This window comes from Amycolatopsis sp. NPDC051371 (assembly GCF_040682155.1).
In the GTDB taxonomy this organism is placed as follows: domain Bacteria; phylum Actinomycetota; class Actinomycetes; order Mycobacteriales; family Pseudonocardiaceae; genus Amycolatopsis.
On sequence record NZ_JBFBAG010000073.1, the window covers coordinates 1 to 18,796 of the forward strand.

The 18,796-nt window shown below is 69.2% G+C and carries 19 protein-coding genes; 12 read left to right on the forward strand and 7 right to left on the reverse strand.

Annotated features, from left to right (window positions below):
• Positions 1 to 248: 248 nt before the first annotated feature.
• From AB0M59_RS49540 to AB0M59_RS49565, 6 genes are all read right to left on the reverse strand, one after another.
• Complete coding sequence (locus tag AB0M59_RS49540) at positions 249 to 626, reverse strand: carboxymuconolactone decarboxylase family protein (RefSeq protein ID WP_364630041.1); 378 nt, start codon at positions 624 to 626, stop codon at positions 249 to 251.
• A 351-nt stretch (positions 627 to 977) separates the two neighbouring features.
• Positions 978 to 1,373 (reverse strand): nuclear transport factor 2 family protein, encoded by a 396-nt coding sequence (locus tag AB0M59_RS49545; protein ID WP_364630044.1) that lies wholly within the window; start codon positions 1,371 to 1,373, stop codon positions 978 to 980.
• Positions 1,374 to 1,549: 176 nt separating this feature from the next.
• The gene (locus tag AB0M59_RS49550; RefSeq protein ID WP_364630183.1) at positions 1,550 to 2,266 is read right to left on the reverse strand and encodes a GntR family transcriptional regulator; all 717 of its coding nucleotides are present in this window, start codon (positions 2,264 to 2,266) and stop codon (positions 1,550 to 1,552) included.
• A 95-nt stretch (positions 2,267 to 2,361) separates the two neighbouring features.
• A complete protein-coding gene (locus tag AB0M59_RS49555; RefSeq protein WP_364630047.1) occupies positions 2,362 to 2,976 on the reverse strand; it encodes a hypothetical protein in 615 nt (204 codons plus the stop codon).
• A gap of 59 nt (positions 2,977 to 3,035) precedes the next feature.
• The gene (locus AB0M59_RS49560; protein ID WP_364630050.1) at positions 3,036 to 4,493 is read right to left on the reverse strand and encodes an aldehyde dehydrogenase family protein; all 1,458 of its coding nucleotides are present in this window, start codon (positions 4,491 to 4,493) and stop codon (positions 3,036 to 3,038) included.
• Positions 4,493 to 5,623: an NAD(P)-dependent alcohol dehydrogenase gene (locus AB0M59_RS49565; protein WP_364630053.1), complete on the reverse strand. Its 1,131-nt coding sequence runs from the start codon at positions 5,621 to 5,623 to the stop codon at positions 4,493 to 4,495. Before AB0M59_RS49565 ends, AB0M59_RS49560 begins: the two co-directional genes overlap by 1 nt.
• A 333-nt stretch (positions 5,624 to 5,956) precedes the next feature.
• On the opposite strand from AB0M59_RS49565, the gene AB0M59_RS49570 reads away from it, so the two are divergent.
• The 11 genes from AB0M59_RS49570 to AB0M59_RS49620 all read left to right on the forward strand — a co-directional run bounded on the left by AB0M59_RS49570 (position 5,957) and on the right by AB0M59_RS49620 (position 16,237).
• Positions 5,957 to 7,864: an FAD-dependent monooxygenase gene (locus tag AB0M59_RS49570; RefSeq protein ID WP_364630056.1), complete on the forward strand. Its 1,908-nt coding sequence runs from the start codon at positions 5,957 to 5,959 to the stop codon at positions 7,862 to 7,864.
• A 45-nt stretch (positions 7,865 to 7,909) separates the two neighbouring features.
• Positions 7,910 to 9,091, forward strand: coding sequence for a cytochrome P450 (locus AB0M59_RS49575; RefSeq protein ID WP_364630059.1), 1,182 nt, complete (start codon positions 7,910 to 7,912; stop codon positions 9,089 to 9,091).
• A gap of 65 nt (positions 9,092 to 9,156) precedes the next feature.
• Positions 9,157 to 9,357 carry a ferredoxin gene (locus AB0M59_RS49580; RefSeq protein WP_364630062.1) on the forward strand — a complete coding sequence of 67 codons (201 nt, stop codon included), beginning with the start codon at positions 9,157 to 9,159 and terminating at the stop codon, positions 9,355 to 9,357.
• 253 nt (positions 9,358 to 9,610) lie between these two features.
• A complete protein-coding gene (locus tag AB0M59_RS49585) occupies positions 9,611 to 10,375 on the forward strand; it encodes a PDR/VanB family oxidoreductase (protein ID WP_364630065.1) in 765 nt (254 codons plus the stop codon).
• A gap of 67 nt (positions 10,376 to 10,442) precedes the next feature.
• Complete coding sequence (locus AB0M59_RS49590) at positions 10,443 to 12,152, forward strand: AMP-binding protein (RefSeq protein WP_364630068.1); 1,710 nt, start codon at positions 10,443 to 10,445, stop codon at positions 12,150 to 12,152.
• Between the two features lie 55 nt (positions 12,153 to 12,207).
• A complete protein-coding gene (locus AB0M59_RS49595) occupies positions 12,208 to 12,879 on the forward strand; it encodes an RraA family protein (protein ID WP_364630071.1) in 672 nt (223 codons plus the stop codon).
• Positions 12,880 to 12,884: 5 nt separating this feature from the next.
• Entirely contained in the window at positions 12,885 to 13,568 is a 684-nt protein-coding gene (locus AB0M59_RS49600; RefSeq protein WP_364630074.1) for an RraA family protein, read from the forward strand.
• The gene (locus AB0M59_RS49605; protein WP_360274011.1) at positions 13,565 to 13,960 is read left to right on the forward strand and encodes a RidA family protein; all 396 of its coding nucleotides are present in this window, start codon (positions 13,565 to 13,567) and stop codon (positions 13,958 to 13,960) included. Before AB0M59_RS49600 ends, AB0M59_RS49605 begins: the two co-directional genes overlap by 4 nt.
• A complete protein-coding gene (locus AB0M59_RS49610; protein ID WP_364630077.1) occupies positions 13,957 to 14,970 on the forward strand; it encodes an amidohydrolase family protein in 1,014 nt (337 codons plus the stop codon). The genes AB0M59_RS49605 and AB0M59_RS49610 overlap by 4 nt, the downstream gene beginning before the upstream one ends.
• A 48-nt stretch (positions 14,971 to 15,018) precedes the next feature.
• Complete coding sequence (locus AB0M59_RS49615; protein WP_364630080.1) at positions 15,019 to 15,399, forward strand: protocatechuate 3,4-dioxygenase; 381 nt, start codon at positions 15,019 to 15,021, stop codon at positions 15,397 to 15,399.
• Positions 15,392 to 16,237 (forward strand): class III extradiol dioxygenase subunit beta, encoded by an 846-nt coding sequence (locus AB0M59_RS49620; protein WP_364630083.1) that lies wholly within the window; start codon positions 15,392 to 15,394, stop codon positions 16,235 to 16,237. Before AB0M59_RS49615 ends, AB0M59_RS49620 begins: the two co-directional genes overlap by 8 nt.
• A 699-nt stretch (positions 16,238 to 16,936) precedes the next feature.
• Here AB0M59_RS49620 and AB0M59_RS49625 read toward each other — a convergent pair.
• On the reverse strand, positions 16,937 to 17,560 hold the full coding sequence (locus AB0M59_RS49625) for a TetR/AcrR family transcriptional regulator (RefSeq protein ID WP_364630086.1): 624 nt from the start codon (positions 17,558 to 17,560) through the stop codon (positions 16,937 to 16,939).
• A gap of 182 nt (positions 17,561 to 17,742) precedes the next feature.
• On the opposite strand from AB0M59_RS49625, the gene AB0M59_RS49630 reads away from it, so the two are divergent.
• The gene (locus tag AB0M59_RS49630) at positions 17,743 to 18,756 is read left to right on the forward strand and encodes an NAD(P)/FAD-dependent oxidoreductase (RefSeq protein ID WP_364630089.1); all 1,014 of its coding nucleotides are present in this window, start codon (positions 17,743 to 17,745) and stop codon (positions 18,754 to 18,756) included.
• Positions 18,757 to 18,796: the final 40 nt, after the last annotated feature.

Genomic DNA, 18,796 nt, shown 5'->3' on the forward strand with positions numbered 1-18,796 from the left:
GTCTGGATCAACCGCCCAGCCGACGACGCCAGCCAGGAGACCGAACCCGAAGCCGCCTAACACCCACTGGTCTCACTCACCTTGACAAATTCCGACCCGGGGTGAACCGGACAAGATTGAGTCGTGTCCGCGACGGTGCTTCACCCGCGTAGTAGGTGTTGAAGTACACGTCGCCGGTGAACCACTCGGCGGGCCCCTTCGCGGTGGGGGTCTTGGGCTGCTTCTGCGTGCTCATTGGAGTGTGCTCCCTACTCTGTCTTTTCTGCTGCGGCGAACGCCTCGCGCGCGACCTGGATCGCCGACATGGCCTTGGGCCAGCCGGCGTAGAAGGCGAGGTGCGTGATCGCCTCGATGATTTCGTCCTTCGTGAGACCGTTGCCGAGCCCGATGCGGATGTGGGAGGCGAGCTGCTCGAAAGCGCCGGTCACCATCAGCGTCGAAATGGTGAGCAGGGGTGGGCATCCGGCCGGAACGAGTTCTCGATCGGCTTGAGGTTCTTCCAGAACTCGTTGACCGCTTCTTCGGGCATCGCGCAATCCCTTCGTCGGAACGTACGCGCCAGTGAACCTCGCAGTGGACGGGGTGTCTTTCCCGAACGGGACCTCGTCGTTGCCTGTTGCGGACATCGTCGCGCCGCGGACCGTAGGCTCCGGGCTGCGTGTCGCCAGTCGCTAAGTCGCGTACTGGCTCGTGGCCGAGTCGTACGACGGCACCCGCGATGTCGCCGTATGACGGAGGGCTGCCGAGATAATTGGCGGGTCGCAGGGTTCGTCGATGCGGCTCTCGCCGAGCTGCGCGACGAGGTCGGGGCGCTGGCGCAGCTGCTGGCCGAACCCTGGAAACTACAAGGGCCCCGATGGGCTCGTACAGCGCGAGCACGCCGTCGGTGTCCCCGGCCTCGGCGCGCTCAAGCCACAGTCGGCCCAGATCCTCGGGCTTGTGCGCCTTTCGCGACCGTGGTCGGTGACCGCCGGCTTCTAGGCCTGCGCCGGGTTCTGGGAGAACATGTACTTGTGGATGCGCCACCCGTCCGGGGTGCGACGCAGCACGAACAGCTCGCGGAAGTAGGCCTGGGTGCGAGTGCCGTCGGCCACGGCAATCACCGTGACGGGCTGCTCGGATCGGACGATCGCGATCTCGTCGTAGACCTCGGTCGAGACCACCTCCACGTTGACCTCCATCCCGATGGCGGCGAAGGTGCTGGCGTAGAAGGACTCAACGGCGTCGCGGCCGCGCAGGCTGGGCCGGTTCTCGGGGATGATCTCGGCCTCGTCGGCGTAGAGCCGCAAGATCGTGTCAGTGTCCTTGATCTGCATTGCTTGCATGTACGCCTCGACTACGCCGATCGCGTCGGCGGTGCTGTTGTTCGTCATGTGGTGCTCCTCTGATATTTGGTTGGCAACCCACACCACACGTGCCGGTGACGTGCCAACTTTCCGTTTGTGTGAGCCGGTCAGTACGCGACGTGGACGAGGCGGCGGGTGAGCTCGCCCCGTCGGTCACCGGCAAGGTCGATATCGAACCGCAGGTCCGCGCTGTCACAGTCCTGTCAGCCGGCGGAACGCTGCTCCGCGACCTGCTCATCACGTCTGCTCACCGCGTTCAGGGCGGCTGCGAGCGTGGCACGGCGATGCTCGTTCAGCACCCGGATGCACAAGGCACGATCCTGTGCGGCCAGCGCGTCGATGAGCTGCTCGTGCTGGTCGCTGATCTCTTCCTCGGCGGTCGTGACCACGTGCAGGAGGCGCAGCGGCTCGGCCAGTGCCCAGTACCGTTCCGCCTCGGCGACGAACACCTTGAGCGGTGACAGCTGGAACACCGCGAAGTGGAAGAGCCGGTTCGCCTCGTTCGACGCGGCGGGATCGGACAACAATGCCGTCGTCGAGAGCCTCGCGTTGATCTCGCGCAGCTGCGCGATCTCCTCGTTCGTGGGCCAGCGCGCCGTGCGGATGAGCTCGGTCTCCAGGAACTCGAGCAGAGCCACGATCTGGCGGAACTCCTCCGTGCTCAGATCGGCGACGAAGTAGCCCTGGTGGAGCCGGTGGGTCAGCAGGCCCTCGGTCGACAAGACGCGGAGTGCCTCGCGCAGGGGAACCCGACTCACACCCAGCCTCGCGGCCATCTCGTCCTGGCGAATCTGGTCACCCGGCTTGAGTTCGCCCTTCACCACGAGGGCGCGGAGCTTTCGAAGGGCGGTACCCGCAGCGCCTCGCGCTGCTCCGTCGATCTTCGCTGACGTTTCCACCCCTGCCACTCGACCTCCCATCGGTGCGCCCCTCGGGCCGGCTGACCACGGAGGACGCCATGATACTTGGCGTGCACCGGTTGCCCGGTCCACGTCGAAATACCCGGCCCCGCCCGTCACGTCTCGAGGCCGTAGATCCGCAGGGTCGGCTCCCCGGCACGGACGCGGCCGATGATGGCTTCCTCGCGGGCATCGCGGTCGGTGGACGCGCGCAGCACGTCGTCCGCTTCGGCGGCCGGGATCACAACGACTCCGTCCGTGTCACCGACGACGACGTCTCCAGGCCGGATCGCGACCTCTCCGATCCGGATCGTCGTCGACAGGGAGATCGCCGAAGTGGCGTCCTTCACCGTGCCCCGGATGCAGATCCCGGCGGCGAACACCGGCAGCCCGGCCGCGCGGAGGCGTCCGACGTCGCGGACGCCCCCGTCGATGACGAGACCTGCCAGATCGCGGGCCATCGCCGCCTCGTTGAGGATCTCTCCCCAGTAGCCGTACTCCAGATGTCCCCCGGTGTCGGCGATCAGCACCTGGCCCGGCTCCGCCGCGAGGATCGCGCGGTGCAGGCCCAGGTTGTCACCGGGCGCGAGCCGGACCGTGAACGCGGGAGCGTTGACGTACATCCCCTCGGAGATCGGCTTGATGCGCGATGGGAGCGCACCGCGCCGGCCCGAGGCCTCGTGGACCGTGGCCGAAGAGACCCCGCTGGGCTGGAAGCCGGAATCCGGCATGGTGCAGTCCTCACTTTCTTCGGTGTCAATGCTGGGCGCGCATGCCCGCCCGGCCGAGCTCAGAACGGGTACTGCGGGAGATCTCCCCGGACCGTGACCCATTGGGTCTCGGTGAACGCTTCGAGGTTGGCAGCCGCGCCTCCGTGCCGAGAGCCGGTGCCGGAGTCGCCGAGCCCGCCGAACGGTGCGTTGGGCTCGTCGTTGACCGTCTGGTCGTTGATGTGGACCAGGCCGGTCGGGACGCGCTCGGCCAGCGCCAAGCCGGCCATGACGTCGCGGGTCAGGATCCCGAGGGACAGCCCGTAGGGGGTCGCCGTCGCGAGCCGGACGGCCTCGTCGAGGTCGTGGAAGACGGTGACCGGGGCGACCGGGCCGAAGATCTCCGAGGAGAACGCGGGTACGTCCGGGGTGACCGCGGCGAGGACGGTCGGCTGGTAGAAGAGGCCGTCGTAGGTCCCGCCGGTCACCAGTTCGGCGCCCGCCTCGACGCTGCCGGTGACGAGGGCGTGCACTCGGTCCCGCTGACCCGCGTCGATGATCGGTCCGAGGGCCACGGGGCCCGTCGGGTCACCGACGGGAAGCTTCTCCGCGTGCGCGGCGAGGGCGCGGACGTAGTCATCGGCTACGGCGTGGTGGACGAGATGCCGGCTGGTGGCCATGCAGATCTGCCCGGCGTGGTTGAAGGAGCCGAACGCTCCGGCGGAAACGGCGGTCTCGAGGTCGACGTCGTCGAGCACGATCAAGGCGGAGTTCCCGCCCAGCTCGAGATGGACCCGCTTCAGGTGCTTGGCGGCGAGCCCGGCGACGGCACGACCAGCGCCGGTGGATCCCGTGAAGGCGATCACCCGGATCTCCGGCGCCTCGACGACGGCCGCGCCCACGGCGGCGTCACCGGGCAGGACGTGCAGCACCCCGGCGGGCAACCCGGCCTCCTCGAACACGCGGGCGAAGACGACTCCCCCGCTGACGGCCGTCCGCGGATCGGGCTTGCAGACCACCGCGTTGCCGAGGGCCAGCGCTGGGGCGATCGCGCGGATGGCGAGAACGATGGGCGCGTTGAAGGGCGCGATCACCCCGGCGACCCCGACCGGCACGCGACGGGCCATCGACAACCGCGGCAACGCCGTGCGGAGCAGCTGCCCGTAAGGTTCCGCCGCCAGCGCCGCGGCCGCGAAGCACTCCTCAGCGGCGACCTGGGTCTGGAACTCGGCGAACGGCCGGACCGCACCGGACTCGCGCACGAGCCAGGCCGCGATCTCCTGGGCGTGTTCGATGAACAGCTGTCCCGCCCGTCGCAGGACCGCGGCCCGCGCGACGTAGGGCTGCGCCGCCCAGTCCCGCTGGGCGTTCGCGGCAAGGCGGGCTGCCCTGCTCACGTCGGAAGGCGCGGCGACGCCCACCCGGGCCAGTTCGGCTCCGGTCGCGGGTTCGACGACGGGGGCCTGCCCCGCGCTCCCTTCGACCCATCCATCGGAATGGATCAGTCCTTGCCAGGCAGCGAGTTCCAGCAGCGACATCAGCGTCGGCCTTTCGTGTCGTGAGCAGGTTCGGAGAGCTGGAGCACCGGCTTGACGACGTCGCCCGCCCTGGACGCCTCTAACGCCTCGTTGATTTCGGCGAGGGGGAAGTACTGGATCAGGTCGGTGAACGGGAAGCGGCCCTGGTCGTGCAGTGCCAGGAGCGCGGGCACCAGTCGCGGGCTCTGGCTTTCCCCGCCGAGCGTGCCCACGATGCGCTTACCCCAGAGGGTGCTCAGATGGTCGGCGCTGAATTCCGCGCCCGCCGGCGCGGCCCCGATCAGCACGGCCGTACCGAGCATTCCGACGCTGTCGATCGCCTGCCTGATGACGGCCGGGATGCCCGTGCAGTCCAGGGCCGCGTCCGCGGTACCCCCGCAGATCTCGTGGATCGCCGGAACGACGTCCACGCCGGCCGGGTCGAGGACCTCCGTCGCCCCGTGCTTCGACGCCAGCGCGCGGCGAGCCGCGTTCGGTTCGACGACGACGATCGTGGTCGCCGGGGTCAGCCGGGCCGCCATCACGGCGGCGAGACCGACCGCGCCGGCGCCGAAGACGACGAGGCTGTCGCCCGGACCGAGGCTCAAGGTGTTGAGCACGGCTCCCGCTCCGGTCGCGATCCCGCATGCCAGCACGCCGACGGCTTCCGTCGGTGCGGTGGTCGAGAACGGGACCAGGCTGCTCGGGCCGACGATCGCGTGCTGGGCGAACGAGGATTGGCCGAAGAAGTGGCTGTGCAGCGGGGTGCCATCGAGCCTGCGCAGCGACGTCGAACCGTCGGCCCGTCCGCCCCCGATGAGCAGCGGCGCTAGCTGCAGGCAATAACGGGGTTGCCCGGCGAGGCAGTTGCGGCACTGTCCACACCACGGCCACCCGAGCAGGACGGTGTCGCCGACCGCATGACCGGTGACGCCGTCGCCCAGCGCTTCGATCCGTCCGACGCCCTCGTGGCCGAGCACTCCGGGAACCGGGAACGGCAGGTCACCCTGCTGCGCGACGGCATCGGTGTGGCAGACGCCCGAGGCGACCAGGCGGACGAGTACCTCGCCCGCCCGAGGTTCGTCGATCTCGACCTCCTCGACCGTGAACCGTTCCGCTCGGCTGGCGAGGACAGCTGCTGTCGTGCGCATGGACCACTCCGTCCTGCTCGTGGGGTTGCGGCGGTAAGACCCGGGACTCCCGCGCCGCCACGAGTCAGGATCGTATAACCATCTTGGCTGGATTGCTAGACGGATCCGTCGGGCCTTCTCGCTTTCAGGCGGACCACGAGGCAAAGGTAAAGGCTTACGTCGGGCAAGTTGATCACTCGTAAACGGCCTCTGAGCTGGCCTTATTCAGCTGAGCAACTCGATCGACCTCTCCACCTGGCGCCACGCGCCGCCGGAACGGACTCAGCTTTAGGGCTTGCCACAGACGCAGGATTGGATAATATTCTGGGTCTGAACCGCAAGGAGGCGGCACCCATGCTGGACAGCGACGGCGGCACTCGTGAGCCGCTGCAGGTACCGGTCCTCGTCGTCGGCGGCGGGCCTGCCGGACTGACCATGGCCCTCGAGCTCGCTCGGCGAGGGATAGACGGCCTGCTCATCGAGCGGCGTGGTTTCACCAACCACTACCCGCGTGCCCATCTGCTCAACGTGCGCACCATGGAGACCTTCCACGACGTCGGCGTGGCCGAGGAGATCTACGCGCAGTCCCCGCCGGAGGACCAGTGGCATCGCGTCGCCTGGTACACCTCCCTCGCCGGGCCGACACCCCAGCACGGGCTCAAGATCGGGCACGTTCAGGCGTGGGGCGGCGGAACCGATCTCGGCAACTACCGGCTGGCCAGCCCGCGTCCGTTCGCGAACCTGCCCCAGATCCGGCTCGATCGGATCCTGTGGGAGCACGCCGACCGATCGTGGCCCGGCCGGGTGCGCGGCCACAGCGAACTGATCGCGCTCGAGCACGACGGATCGGGAGTGACGGCCACGATCCGCGACACGCAGCGCGAGGAGACCTACCAGGTGCGGGCCAGGTACGTCGTCGCCGCCGACGGCGGCCGGACGTGCGCCGACCTGCTCGGCGTCGAACTGCTCGGGCCGCGCGCGCTGCTCGATCTGGTCAACGTCTACTTCTCGGCGGACCTCGCGGCTCACGCCGACGAGGAAGCGCTGATCACCTACTTCGTCAACCCGGAGGGACAAGGCAGCTTCTCGGGGGCACTGCTCGGGCTCGGCCCCGGGCCGTGGGGCGCCCGGTGCCGGGAGTGGTCGATGACGATGGCGTTTCGCGTCGGCGACCCGGCCGGGGAGGACGAAGCCTCGCTGATCGGACGGGTGCGTCGCACTCTCGGTGTGCCGGATCTCGACATCGATCTGCACGCCATCAGCCACTGGCAGTTCGAGGGTGTCGTCGCCGAGCGCTTCCGCGTGAGCTCTGTCCTGCTGGTCGGCGACGCCGCGCACCGGCACCCGCCAACCGGCGGGCTGGGGCTCAACACGGCCATCGGCGACGTCGGCAACCTCGCGTGGAAGCTCGCCGCGGTTTTGGACGGCTACGCCGACGACTCGCTGCTCGACACCTACGAAGCAGAGCGAAAGCCCATCGCCGCCCGCAACATCGAGCACTCGCTTCGCAACGCCGGCCGCCACGGTCCGGTCGCTGCGTCGCTCGGTCTGCGTGCGGGCATCGGCGAGGACGAGGGGTGGCGCGAGATCGCCGTCTGGGCGAGCGACACCCCCGAAGGGGAGCGTCGCCGAGCCGCCAGTGCGCAGGCCGTCGCGGCGAACGCCGAGGACTACAGCCAGCTCAACATCGAGGCCGGGTTCGCCTACGAGTTCGGCGCGGTGGTTCCGGACGGAACCGCACCGCCGCCCCACCACCACACGGCCACCCTCTTCGAACCCAGTGCCCGGCCCGGCCACCACATCCCGAACTGCCGGCTCGAGCGCCGCGGTGAGACCGTGTCGACCGTCGATCTCGTCGCCCCGACCGGCTTCACCGTGTTCGCGCCGGTGGCCGCGGAAACGTCGTGGAACGACGCCGCGGACCAGGCCGCGGCCGCCACGGGCTGCCCCGTGACAGTCGTGACGATCGGCTTGGGCGGCGACGTCACCGACCCAGGTGGCGAGTGGCCCGCGGTGTCCGGTACCCGGCCAGGCGGATGTCTGCTGGTACGCCCGGATCGGCACGTCGCATGGCGCGCCGCGGACGGCCCGGCGGAGCCCGATGCCGAACTGACCAGGATCGTGCGGCTGCTGCTCGCGGGCGGCGGACGGGAGATCCGGCCCGGCGACGACCCGCTGGCCGGGATCACCGAAGCGGGCGAGGCCCTGCGCACCGGCGGGGCCCGCGAAGCCCGGATCTTCACCAGCACCACCCCGGCCTAGCCGGCCGATCGAACCGCAGCCGACAACCCGAGGAGTGAGTCAACGATGACGCAGACCTTGCCCAGCACCGATATCGATCTCTTTGCCGACGAAGTGATCGCCGACCCGCATCCGACGTACCGCGAGCTGCGCGATGCCGGTTCCGCGTTGTGGATGTCCCGCTACGACTGCTGGCTCCTCCCCCGCTACGCCGAAGTCTTCGCGGCGCTGCGCGACCACGAGCGTTTCTCCTCCGCCTCCGGCGTCGGCCTCAACGACGTGATGAACCAGGCCACCAAGGGCGGCAGCGTCCTGTGCACCGACCCGCCCGAGCACGACCACCTGCGGCGGATTCTCGGTTCCCGGCTGACCCCCCGGGCGCTGCGCGGACACAGCGAGGACTTCCTGCGGCGGGCTCACCTGCTGGTCGACGAGCTCATCGAGAAGGGCTCCTTCGACGCGGTCGCGGACTTCTCCTCGGCATTCCCGCTCTCCGTCGTGCCCGATCTGCTCGGCGTCCCCGAGGACGGCCGTGAGCACCTGCTGAAGTGGGCGTCAGCAGCGTTCCAGGCCGAGGGCCCGATGAACGAGCGGACCCAGTCCTCCCTGCCGGACCTGCAGGAGTTCCTCGGATACATCACCGGTGTCGCCGGCGAGCAGAAGCTGGCTTCCGGCAGCTGGGGACACCAGATGCTGCTCGAGGCCCGCGCGGGCGAGATCGACGAGAAGATGCTGCCCCCGCTGCTCCTCGACTACCTCGGCCCCTCGATCGACACCACCATCAGCGCCCTGTCCACCGCGATCTGGCAGTTCGCCCTCCATCCTGACCAATGGGATGCGCTGCGAAGCGACCGCACGCTGATCGCGAACGTGGTCAACGAGGCAGTCCGGCTCGAAGCACCGATCCGGGGCTTCGGCCGGCATCTCACCCATGACTTCGACGCCGACGGCGTCACCTTGGCCGCCGGCGACTGGGTCTTCGTCAGCTACGCCTCCGCGAACCGCGACGAGCGACGCTGGGAGAACCCCGGCCGTTTCGACATCCACCGCGACACCGCGGGCCACGTCGGCTTCGGCTCCGGCATCCACAGCTGCGTCGGGCAGGGACTCGCGAAGCTGGAAGCCACCGCGCTGTTCACCGCACTCGCCGACAAGGTCACGCGCTTCGAGCTGACCGGCGAGCCGGTCTGGAACGTCCACAACATCCTCCGCGGCATCGCCACGTTGCCCGTGACTGTCCGGGTGTGACGCGTTCGCGCGGTAATTCCCGGAGTTCGATCCCCTCCCATTCCGAACCGACCGGAAAGGCACCCATGTCCAGGATCGTCGTCGATACGTCCCGTTGTGAGGGCCACGGACTGTGCGAAGGAATCGCACCGGACGTCTTCGTGCTCCACGACGAGGGCGCCGTCGAGGTCTTGATCAAGGAATCCGTCGCGGGCGGCGCGATCGAGGCCGCGGGCACCGCGGCGGCCCTGGCGTGTCCCGTGGCAGCGATACATGTGACCGGCTAGGCGACGCAGAAGGCTTGCGGACGAAGACATCGAGGACAAGTGAGGCACTGCGATGAGCCACCTCGCAGCTGACACCCAGTTCGCTCTCACGGTGCACGATCGCCGTGAGGTGACGGCTGACATCGTCGTGCTCGAGCTACGCGCGGCCGACGAAGGACCGCTTCCGGAATGGGAGCCCGGCGCGCACGCCGACTTCCTCATCCCGGGGGGCGTGACACGCCAGTACTCGCTGTGCGGGGACCCGGCTGATCGCATGACGTGGCGGATCGCGGTGCTCCGGGAGGAGAACGGTCGCGGCGGGTCTCGTTACATCCACGAAGAAATCCGAGAGGGCGGACGGATTCTCGCGCGCGGCCCGCGCAACCATTTCCCCCTGCGGCCGGCGGCCGGCTACCACTTCGTCGCCGGAGGGATCGGCATCACCCCGCTCCTGCCCATGATGGCGCAGGCCACCCGCGACGGAGTCGACTGGCAGCTGACCTACGGCGGCCGAAGCAAGCAGTCCATGGCGTTCGCCGACGAACTCGGCCAGACCTACCCGGGAAAGGTCACGTATCACCCGCAGGACGTCTGTGGCCTCATCGATCTCGACGGGCTGCTCGCGCGGCTCCCGTCCGGCACCGACATCTACGCCTGCGGTCCCGGTCCGCTTCTCGACGCGCTCGCCCACCGCACAGCCGCGTGTCCCGAACAGCTCCACGTCGAGCGCTTCGCCCCCGTCGAGGCGGCGAATCCGTCCGAGAACAGGGCTTTCGACATCGAGCTGGCTTCGTCCGGTCGAGTCCTCGCGGTCTCGCCACAGGAGTCGATCCTCGATGTCCTGCTCGACAACGACGTCTACGTCGATTCCTCCTGCGAGGAAGGAACATGCGGGTCCTGTGAGACCCGCGTGCTCACCGGAGACGTCGATCATCGCGACGCCGTCCTCAGCGCGGCCGAACGAGAAAAAGGCGAATCGCTGATGGTGTGCGTCTCGCGAGCCGCAGCCACCTGCCCGCGACTGGTACTCGAGCTGTGACCCGCGCACCGATCCGGCGGGCGATCGGCCACTTCCGCCGGGGCCGACGAAAGGCGAAAGACGCGTCATGAACGACGACACCACACAGAAATATCGCGCTGCTCGCGATCTGCTGCAGAACCTGTCCACCGACTACGCACGAGCCGTGGCGGAGTTCGCCTGGCCGGATCTCGGTGATCGGTTCAACTGGTCGATCGACTGGTTCGACGCCGTGGCGCGAGGCGTCGACCGGACGGCGCTGTGGATCGTGGAGGAGGACGGGTCGCAGGCCCGCTACTCCTTCGACGAGATGGCGTGCCGCTCGGACCAGGTGGCCGCGCACCTGGCCCGCCACGGTGTGCGCCGCGGCGACCGGGTGCTGGTGATGCTGAACAACCAGGTCGAGCTGTGGGAGGCCATGCTCGCGGTGATGAAGCTCGGCGCGGTCGTCCTCCCGACGACCACTGCGCTGGGCCCGGCCGAGCTGACGGACCGCGTCAGCCGGGGCGGCGCGAAACACGTGCTGGTCAACGCGGCCGACACCGGCAAGTTCGACTCCGTGCCCGGCGACTACGCCCGCTTCGCCGTCGGCGAGACAGCCGAGGTTTCGGGGGAATGGGTGGCCTACCGGGACGCCTACGCGCTGGTCGTACCGCCGGCCGAGCATCCGGGGACGGCGCCGTCGGACCCCCAGCTGCTGTACTTCACCTCCGGCACCACCAGCCGGCCCAAGCTGGTCGAACACACCCAGGTGTCCTATCCCGTCGGGCACCTCGCGACGTCGTTCTGGGTCGGGGCCAAGCCGGGGGACGTGCACCTGAACATCTCCAGCCCCGGGTGGGCCAAACACGCGTGGTCGTGTTTCTTCGCCCCCTGGATCGCCGAGGCCACGATTTTCGTCTACAACTACTCCCGCTTCGACCCGGCCGCACTGCTCGACCGGATCCGCCGGGCCGGGGTGAACACCTTATGCGCCCCGCCGACGGTGTGGCGGATGCTGATCAAAGCCGACCTCTCCGGCGGCCCCGGCGCGTTGCGCCAGTTGATGTCGGCAGGCGAGCCGCTCAACCCCGAGGTGATGGACCAGATCGAGAAGGTGTGGGGGCTCACCATCCGCGACGGGTTCGGGCAGACCGAGCTCCCCTTGGCCATCGGCAACGTGCCCGGTATGCCGGTCAAACCCGGCTCCATGGGACTGCCGCTGCCCGGGGTGCCGATCGTGCTGGTCGACCCGCTCACCGGGCGCCCCGCCGACGAGGGCGAGATCTGCGTGGACCTCGCCCGCCGGCCGATGAGCCTGATGACCGGATACTCGGGCGACCCGGAGCGCAACGCCGAGGCGATGGCCGGCGGCTACTACCACACCGGTGACGTCGCCTCCCGGGACGCCGACGGCTACATCTTCTACATCGGCCGCACCGACGACGTGTTCAAGGCCAGCGACTACAAGATCTCCCCGTTCGAACTCGAGAGCGTGCTGATCGAGCACCCGGCGGTGGCCGAGGCCGCGGTCGTCCCCGCCCCGGACGAGGTGCGCCTCGCGGTGCCGAAGGCCTACGTCGCCCTGGCCGCCGGGTACGAGCCGAACGAGAAGACGGCGTTCGAGATCCTCCGGCACGCCCGCGAAAACCTGGCGCCGTACCAGCGCGTCCGGCGCCTCGAGTTCGCCGAACTGCCCAAGACCATCTCCGGCAAGATCCGCCGGGTCGAACTGCGCCGCCGGGAAGAACACGCAGCCAACGGCGAGATCGCCGTGACCGAATACCGCGATGACCAGTATCCCGAGCTCCGCCGGTGAGGTCCGCGTCCGGCAGCCCCATGGCCACTTCCGAAGCGATACGAAGGAGCAGTCCGTGAACCAACACCAGCCGGCCGGCGAAGACACGCTCCGACGTCTGGGGGTGCTCGACACCTGCGCGGTGTCCGATGCCCTCGACGCACTGGGTCTCCACGGCGCCGTGCTCGGCCTGCATTCGGTCACCGGACGGCACCGCCTGGCCGGTCGGGCGGTGACGATCGATCTCGTCGACGCGGGACAGGTCGAGAGCCCGCGGCACCTCGGAACCGCCGCGGTCGACGCCTCGGGCCCCGGAGATGTGCTCGTCGTCGCTCACCACGGCAGGACCACCGTGGCCGGCTGGGGCGGCGTGCTGAGTGCGGGCGCCCGGCAGGCCGGAATCGAGGGAGTGATCGTCGACGGCGCGGTCCGTGACGTCGACGAGGCGACCGATCTCGAGCTCCCGGTGTTCGCACGGACCGGGGTCCCGCGCACGGCCAGGGCGCGGGTGGTCGAGCGGGCCTGGAACGTCAAGGTCGAGCTGGCGGGTGTGCCGGTGCACCCGGGCGACTACGTGCTCGCCGACGGGAGCGGGGTGGTCGTGGTCCCCGCCGCCGAGATCGAGGCCGTGCTCGCCAAGGCCGAGGCCGTGGCGGCCAAGGAGCGCGCCATGGTCGCCAGCGTGCGCGAGGGCGTGCCGATGGTCGACGTGATGGGCGCCGACTACGAAAACCTGTTGAAGGGCTGATGAACATGAGTGAGACGCTTCCCGGGTCCGCCACGGACCCCGCGGTGCGGGAACTGGCGCTGCTGGACACCAGCCACGTCAGCGACGCACTGGACAAGCTCGGCATCAACGGGCAGATCGCCGGGCTGCTGCCGCTGCAGCGAACCTCGCGCCTGGCCGGGCGGGCGTTCACGGTCCGGTACGTCCCAATCACCGGCACCGGCGGCACCGTCGGCGACTACATCGACGACCTCGCCCCGGGCACCGTCGTGGTGATCGACAACGCCGGGCGGCTCGACACGACGGTATGGGGAGACCTGCTGACGGCGACCGCCGCTCGCCGGGGCATCTCCGGCACGGTCATCGACGGGGTCTGCCGCGACTCCGACCGCGCCGTCGAGCTGGACTACCCCCTCTACGCCCGGTCGCGCTGGATGCGCACGGGCAAGGACCGAGTCCGGGTCGAGAGCTACGACGTGCCGGTCACCCTCGGCGGTGTGTGCATCGAGGCGGCCGACTACCTCGTCGGCGACGGGGACGGCGTCGTCTGCGTGCCGGCTGCCCGGGTACACGAGGTGATCGACGTCGCCACCGGCATCCGCGAGGCCGAGGAGGCCATCCGCAAGGCGGTCGAGGCCGGTGCGTCACTGCGCGAGGCCCGGCAGGCCAACGGCTATCACGCCCTGCAGACCCGGAAGGACCGACCATGAGGTGGCGCAACTCGATCGACGTCGAGGGCCTGCACCACGGCGGCGCCCCGATCCCGCAGGCCAGCCTCGTCGGGTCACTGCTGCTCTCCAGCGGGATCAACGGGATGGACCCCGCGGACGGCTCCATCCCGGAGGAGCCCGAGCGACAGGCCGCCCTCGTTTTCGACAACATCCGGCGAATCGTGGAGGCCGCGGGCGGCGACCTCGGTGACATCGTCAAGTGCACGTTCTTCGTGCGCGACCGCTCCCTGAAATCCCTGATCGACGAGCACTGGGTCAAGGCGTTCCCCGACCCGGCCGGCCGGCCGGCGCGGCACACGCTGGTCCAGGAACTGACCGTGCAGGCCCTGCAGTGCGAAATCGTCGCCAACATCGAGAGGCTCGCGAAGTGATCATCGACTCCCACGCCCACCTCGTCGCCCCGGACGGCCTCTACGCCTACCGGGCCAACCTGATCGCCAACGGCGGCTACCACTTCGGCAAGCCGAAGATCGCCGACGAAGCCCTGGCCGCCTGCGCGCAGGCCAACGTCGCCGCGCTCGACGAGGTCGGCACGGACGTGCAGTTGCTGTCACCGCGGCCGTACCAGCAAGGTCACTCGATGACGCCGGCGTCGCTCGTCGAACCGTGGATCGCGGCCTGGAACGACACCATCGCCCGCACGGTGCAGCTGCATCCGACCCGGTTCGCGGGTGTCGCCGGGGTGCCGATCCTGCCGGGCGAACCCGTCGAGCGAGGGTTCCGCGAGCTGGAGCGCGCGGTCAACGACCTCGGCTTCGTGGGTGTCATCGTCAACCCCGACCCGTACGAAGGCACCGGCCAGGCGCCGACGCTCAACGAGCCGTACTGGTACCCGCTCTACGAGAAGCTCATCGAGCTCGACGTGCCGATGCAGATCCACTCCGCGGGCTGCTACTCGGGCCGGGAGTCCTACAGCGAGCACTTCATCACCGAGGAGTCCATCGCGATCCTGTCCCTGCTGCGCAGCGACGTTTTCGAACGCTACCCGGACCTGCGGATCATGGTCTCGCACGGCGGGGGTTCGGTGCCCTACCAGATCGGACGCTGGCAGGCCGAGCGGCTGCTCCCGCTGCTGGGCGGCAGCCCGGAGTCCGAACGGTTCGAGACCTCGCTGAAGCGGTTCTGGTTCGACAGCGTGCTGCACAGCCCGCCATCGCTGGAACTGCTGCTCCGGGTCGTCGGGCCGGAGCGGGTGCTGTTCGGCACCGAGCGCCCGGGCAGCGGCTCGGCGATGAACCCGGACACCGGCCACCACTTCGATGACATCAAACCGGTCATCGACAAGATCGGCTTCCTCTCGGACGCGGACCGGAAGGCGATCTACGAGGACAACGCCCGCGCCCTGTTCCCGCGGCTCGTGGCACGACTCGACAAGTCCTGATCGCAAGCCGACCCGTACCCCAGCGGGTGAAGGAAAGGAGCCCGGTCGATGGCAGACGACCCTACGGGACTGCCGGCGGACACCACGGAAATCCCCGGGACGATCGTCTTCGACGGACGGCGCTCGCGGGAGGGCCTGCCGTTGAACAATCTCGCGATCACCCTGAACAAGAAGGCCGAGCGCGACGCGTTCGTCGCGGACCCCGAGGCGTTCATGGAGCGGTTCGGGCTGTCCGCCGAGCAGAAGGAGGCCGTCCGCAACCGGGACTTCCACCGCATGATCGAGCTCGGCGGGAACATCTTCTTCATCTACAAGATAGGCATGGTCGACGGTCTCAAGGTGCCGGACATCGTCGCGACGATGGCGGGCATGAGCACCGAGGAGTTCGTCGAAATGATGCGCAACGGTGGAAGGAACCCTCATGGCTGAGGTCATCGCCGGCTTCGGGGTCTCACACATCCCCGCACTGGGCGTCGCGATGGAAGGCGACGGGACAGGTCCCGCGGCAGCGGTCTTCGAAAAGTTCGCGCCCGTCCGCGAGTGGGTGCGATCGCTCGAACTCGACACGGTCATCGTGATCTACAACGACCACGCGTCGTCCTTTTCGCTCGAGCTGCTCCCGACCTTCGCGATCGGCGCGGCCGAGGCATACGCGCCGGCGGACGAGGGCTACGGCGCCCGCAACGTGCCGGTCGCCCAGGGCGACGCCGACCTGTCGTGGCACCTGATCGAGTCGGTGATCCCCGAAGGCTTCGATCTGGCCGTCGCCCAGAAGCTCGACGTCGACCACGGGCTGACCGTGCCACTGACGGTGCTGTTCGGCGCGCCACCGGAGTGGCCGGTCAAGATCGTCCCCCTCGAGGTCAACGTGGTGCAGCAGCCCACACCGTCCGCGCAGCGCTGCCTCGACCTCGGCGCGGCGATCGGCCGGGCCATCGCGAGTTTCCCGGGCGGCACCCGGGTCGGGGTCGTCGGTACCGGAGGGATGTCACACCAGCTGCAGGGCAGAAGGGCCGGACACATCAACAGCGAGTTCGACAGGATGTTCCTCACCGACATCGTGGACAACCCCCGGCGGCTGGCGAAGTTGTCGAACACCGACCTCATCCAGGAGGCGGGATCCGAGGGCGCCGAACTGGTGATGTGGCTGGTCATGCGCGGCGCACTCGGCGACAACGTGACCGAGGTGCACTCGGCCTACCACGTACCGGTCTCGAACACCGCGGCCGGCCTCGTCGCCATCGACAACCGCACGGCGACACGCTGATCCGTCCGAAGCCGACGGCCCGTGCGGCACGCACCGGTCACCGAAGTGCGTGCCGCGCAGGGCCTGCTTGCCGATCGAAATCTCCGATGAACGGGGTCTCGTCGGCGATCTGTTCCGCCGGTGCTTCGCCGACAGCCGCACGCGGTCGGCGGCTCCTCAGCGATCAGCCGGACGAGGCGGGCGGCGTCGGACCGGTGCACAGCCGGCCAACGGTTGCCGCCTTAAGCCATCACTGGGAGATGAGCGGACACCAACGATCAAAGGCGGGCCGCCGCCATCCCCGCGGAGACGGCTACATCCTGCCCGTGCTGGTCGCTCGTGCAGGATGGCGACGATCGGGCCAGTCGCCGACTCGTCGACGCCCGGCGGGAGTCCGTACTACTGCCCGCATCCGTGGGGAAGGCACCCAGCTCTACGAGGGCACCGAGGCGGAGCACCTGCAAACGCGGTCCGAGTCGGCGGAGCGGGGGCCGAAGTACCACCGTCTGCTGGCGGCGAGGCGTTTGGCGACTGACCGTGCAGTTCAAGTCGGGCGACACCGCGCATGCGGTGGAGCAACTCGACCGGATGCGGGCGCAGGTCTTCGCCAATCGCCCAGACGGCCGCCCGGCGGCGCGTGAACCTACGGGTCGTCCTCCGCGGCCTCGAAGTGGGCCGACCGCATCAGATGCCTGTGCAACGAGGCCGGCCGTGCTCTTCTCAGCGGTGGCGCGGACGAGGCAACAATGCGAAAGCGCTCTCCGCAATCGAGGTCAGGCGGGCGGGACTGTGGCCGGCCGCGCCCACGACATCGATGCCGCGGATGATGGTCAGCAGAAGGTAGGCAAGGTCGTCGGGATCCGCGTCGGGGTCGATGTCGCCGTTGCGTTGCGCCGCTCGCACACACTCGGCCACCGCCGTCGCGATCGCGGAGAAGCAGGCTTTGGCGGTGCGTTCCACCTCGGGGTCGGAGGCGCCGATCTCCAGGGCCATTTTGGCGGCGAAGCAGGCCGCTGCCGCCCGGTCGGGGGCGGGGGGTACGTCGTCGGCGAGTGGCACCCCGTGGACGGCGCGGAGCAAGTACCTGCGCAGTCGTTCCAGGGCGCCCTCGTCCGGTCCGGCGAGCGCCTTGGGCGCAAACTGCCCCAGCCGGGCGAAGTACCCGGTCATCGCCTGCAGCAGCACGCCGTGCTTGCCGTCGAACGCGGCATAGAGGCTGCCGCGACCCAGGCCGGTGGCGGCGCTCAGGTCGTCGACGCTCGTGCCGTTGTAGCCCGAGGTGCGGAACTGCCGCTCGGCGGCATGGAGGACGTGGTCGCGGTCGAAGCTTCGTGGTCTTGCCATACCCAGAAGGTAGCGCCGACCTGCCGTAATTGACAACTCAGTACAGAACTCGGTAGATTTCTGACAGTTCGGTACACAACCACCCTGAGCTCGCCGGACAGGACAGGACCCCCTCCAACCACCCCAGAACTCGAAGGGTTGACCGAACCATGATTGATGAGGAAAGGCAGGAGGCCATCGCTGTGGCGACTCCTCCGTACGCGAGCGACGCACTGGCCGAGGGCATCGTCGATGCGGTGGTGATCGGCGGGGGCGCCGCGGGGCTGAACGGTGCACTGATCCTCGCCCGCTCCCGCCGCTCGGTCGTCGTGATCGACAGCGGCTCCCCGCGCAACGCACCCGCGGAGGCCGTGCACAGCTTCATCGTCTTGGACGGCATCCCGCCGTCCGAGATCCTTCGACGGGGCCGGGAACAGGTCCGCCAGTACGGCGGACGCGTCGTCCACGGCGAGGTGGTCGCGGCCGAGTCTGCCGCCCCGTCGGCGGACGGGGACCTGCGGTTCACCGTCACCCTGGCCGATGGCCGCAGCATCACCGCTCGCCGCATCCTGGTGGCCACCGGCCTCACGGATGTACTGCCGGAGGTGCCCGGGCTCGCCGAGCACTGGGGGCACAGTGTGGTGCACTGCCCGTACTGCCACGGCTGGGAGGTGCGCGATGAGCCCATCGGCATCCTCGCCACCGGTCCGGCCTCCATCGGCCACGCGTTTCTGTTCCGTCAGCTGACCGAGGACCTGACCTACTTCACCCACGACACCGACCTGGACCAGGACAACCGCGCCCGCTTCGCCGCCCGCGGCATCCGCGTCATCGACACCCCGGTCACCGAGGTCGTCAACGACGAGGACGGCGCCCTCGCCGGGGTGCGCCTGGCCGACGGCCAGGTCGTGGCCCACCGCGTCCTCGCGATCGCCGCGCCGATGCAGGCCCGCACCCAGGGCCTGGAAGGCCTGCGCCTGCCGATGCAGGACCCGCCGAACAAAGGCCGCGGATTCGCCTCCGGCACGGCCGGCACCACCGAGGTGCCGGGCGTGTGGGTGGCCGGCAACGCCACCGATCTGGTCGCCCAGGTCGGCGCCTCCGCAGCGGCCGGCGCACTGGCCGGCGCCGACATCAACAGGATGCTGGCCACCGCCGACACCGACGCGGCCCTCCAACGGATCGCCGAGGTAAGCCCAAAAAACGCCGCAGGATGATCTTGAAGCCCTAAGATCTCTATGTGAAAGAGGATCTTCC

What these genes read in the sequence shown, in the direction of transcription:
- AB0M59_RS49540 (WP_364630041.1), bottom strand. Translation starts at nt 626, where the DNA reads ATGTCCGCAACAGGCAACGACGAGGTCCCGTTCGGGAAAGACACCCCG.
- AB0M59_RS49545 (WP_364630044.1), bottom strand. Translation starts at nt 1,373, where the DNA reads ATGACGAACAACAGCACCGCCGACGCGATCGGCGTAGTCGAGGCGTAC.
- AB0M59_RS49550 (WP_364630183.1), bottom strand. Translation starts at nt 2,266, where the DNA reads ATGGGAGGTCGAGTGGCAGGGGTGGAAACGTCAGCGAAGATCGACGGA.
- AB0M59_RS49555 (WP_364630047.1), bottom strand. Translation starts at nt 2,976, where the DNA reads ATGCCGGATTCCGGCTTCCAGCCCAGCGGGGTCTCTTCGGCCACGGTC.
- AB0M59_RS49560 (WP_364630050.1), bottom strand. Translation starts at nt 4,493, where the DNA reads ATGTCGCTGCTGGAACTCGCTGCCTGGCAAGGACTGATCCATTCCGAT.
- AB0M59_RS49565 (WP_364630053.1), bottom strand. Translation starts at nt 5,623, where the DNA reads ATGCGCACGACAGCAGCTGTCCTCGCCAGCCGAGCGGAACGGTTCACG.
- AB0M59_RS49570 (WP_364630056.1), top strand. Translation starts at nt 5,957, where the DNA reads ATGCTGGACAGCGACGGCGGCACTCGTGAGCCGCTGCAGGTACCGGTC.
- AB0M59_RS49575 (WP_364630059.1), top strand. Translation starts at nt 7,910, where the DNA reads ATGACGCAGACCTTGCCCAGCACCGATATCGATCTCTTTGCCGACGAA.
- AB0M59_RS49580 (WP_364630062.1), top strand. Translation starts at nt 9,157, where the DNA reads ATGTCCAGGATCGTCGTCGATACGTCCCGTTGTGAGGGCCACGGACTG.
- AB0M59_RS49585 (WP_364630065.1), top strand. Translation starts at nt 9,611, where the DNA reads ATGACGTGGCGGATCGCGGTGCTCCGGGAGGAGAACGGTCGCGGCGGG.
- AB0M59_RS49590 (WP_364630068.1), top strand. Translation starts at nt 10,443, where the DNA reads ATGAACGACGACACCACACAGAAATATCGCGCTGCTCGCGATCTGCTG.
- AB0M59_RS49600 (WP_364630074.1), top strand. Translation starts at nt 12,885, where the DNA reads ATGAGTGAGACGCTTCCCGGGTCCGCCACGGACCCCGCGGTGCGGGAA.
- AB0M59_RS49605 (WP_360274011.1), top strand. Translation starts at nt 13,565, where the DNA reads ATGAGGTGGCGCAACTCGATCGACGTCGAGGGCCTGCACCACGGCGGC.
- AB0M59_RS49615 (WP_364630080.1), top strand. Translation starts at nt 15,019, where the DNA reads ATGGCAGACGACCCTACGGGACTGCCGGCGGACACCACGGAAATCCCC.
- AB0M59_RS49620 (WP_364630083.1), top strand. Translation starts at nt 15,392, where the DNA reads ATGGCTGAGGTCATCGCCGGCTTCGGGGTCTCACACATCCCCGCACTG.
- AB0M59_RS49625 (WP_364630086.1), bottom strand. Translation starts at nt 17,560, where the DNA reads ATGGCAAGACCACGAAGCTTCGACCGCGACCACGTCCTCCATGCCGCC.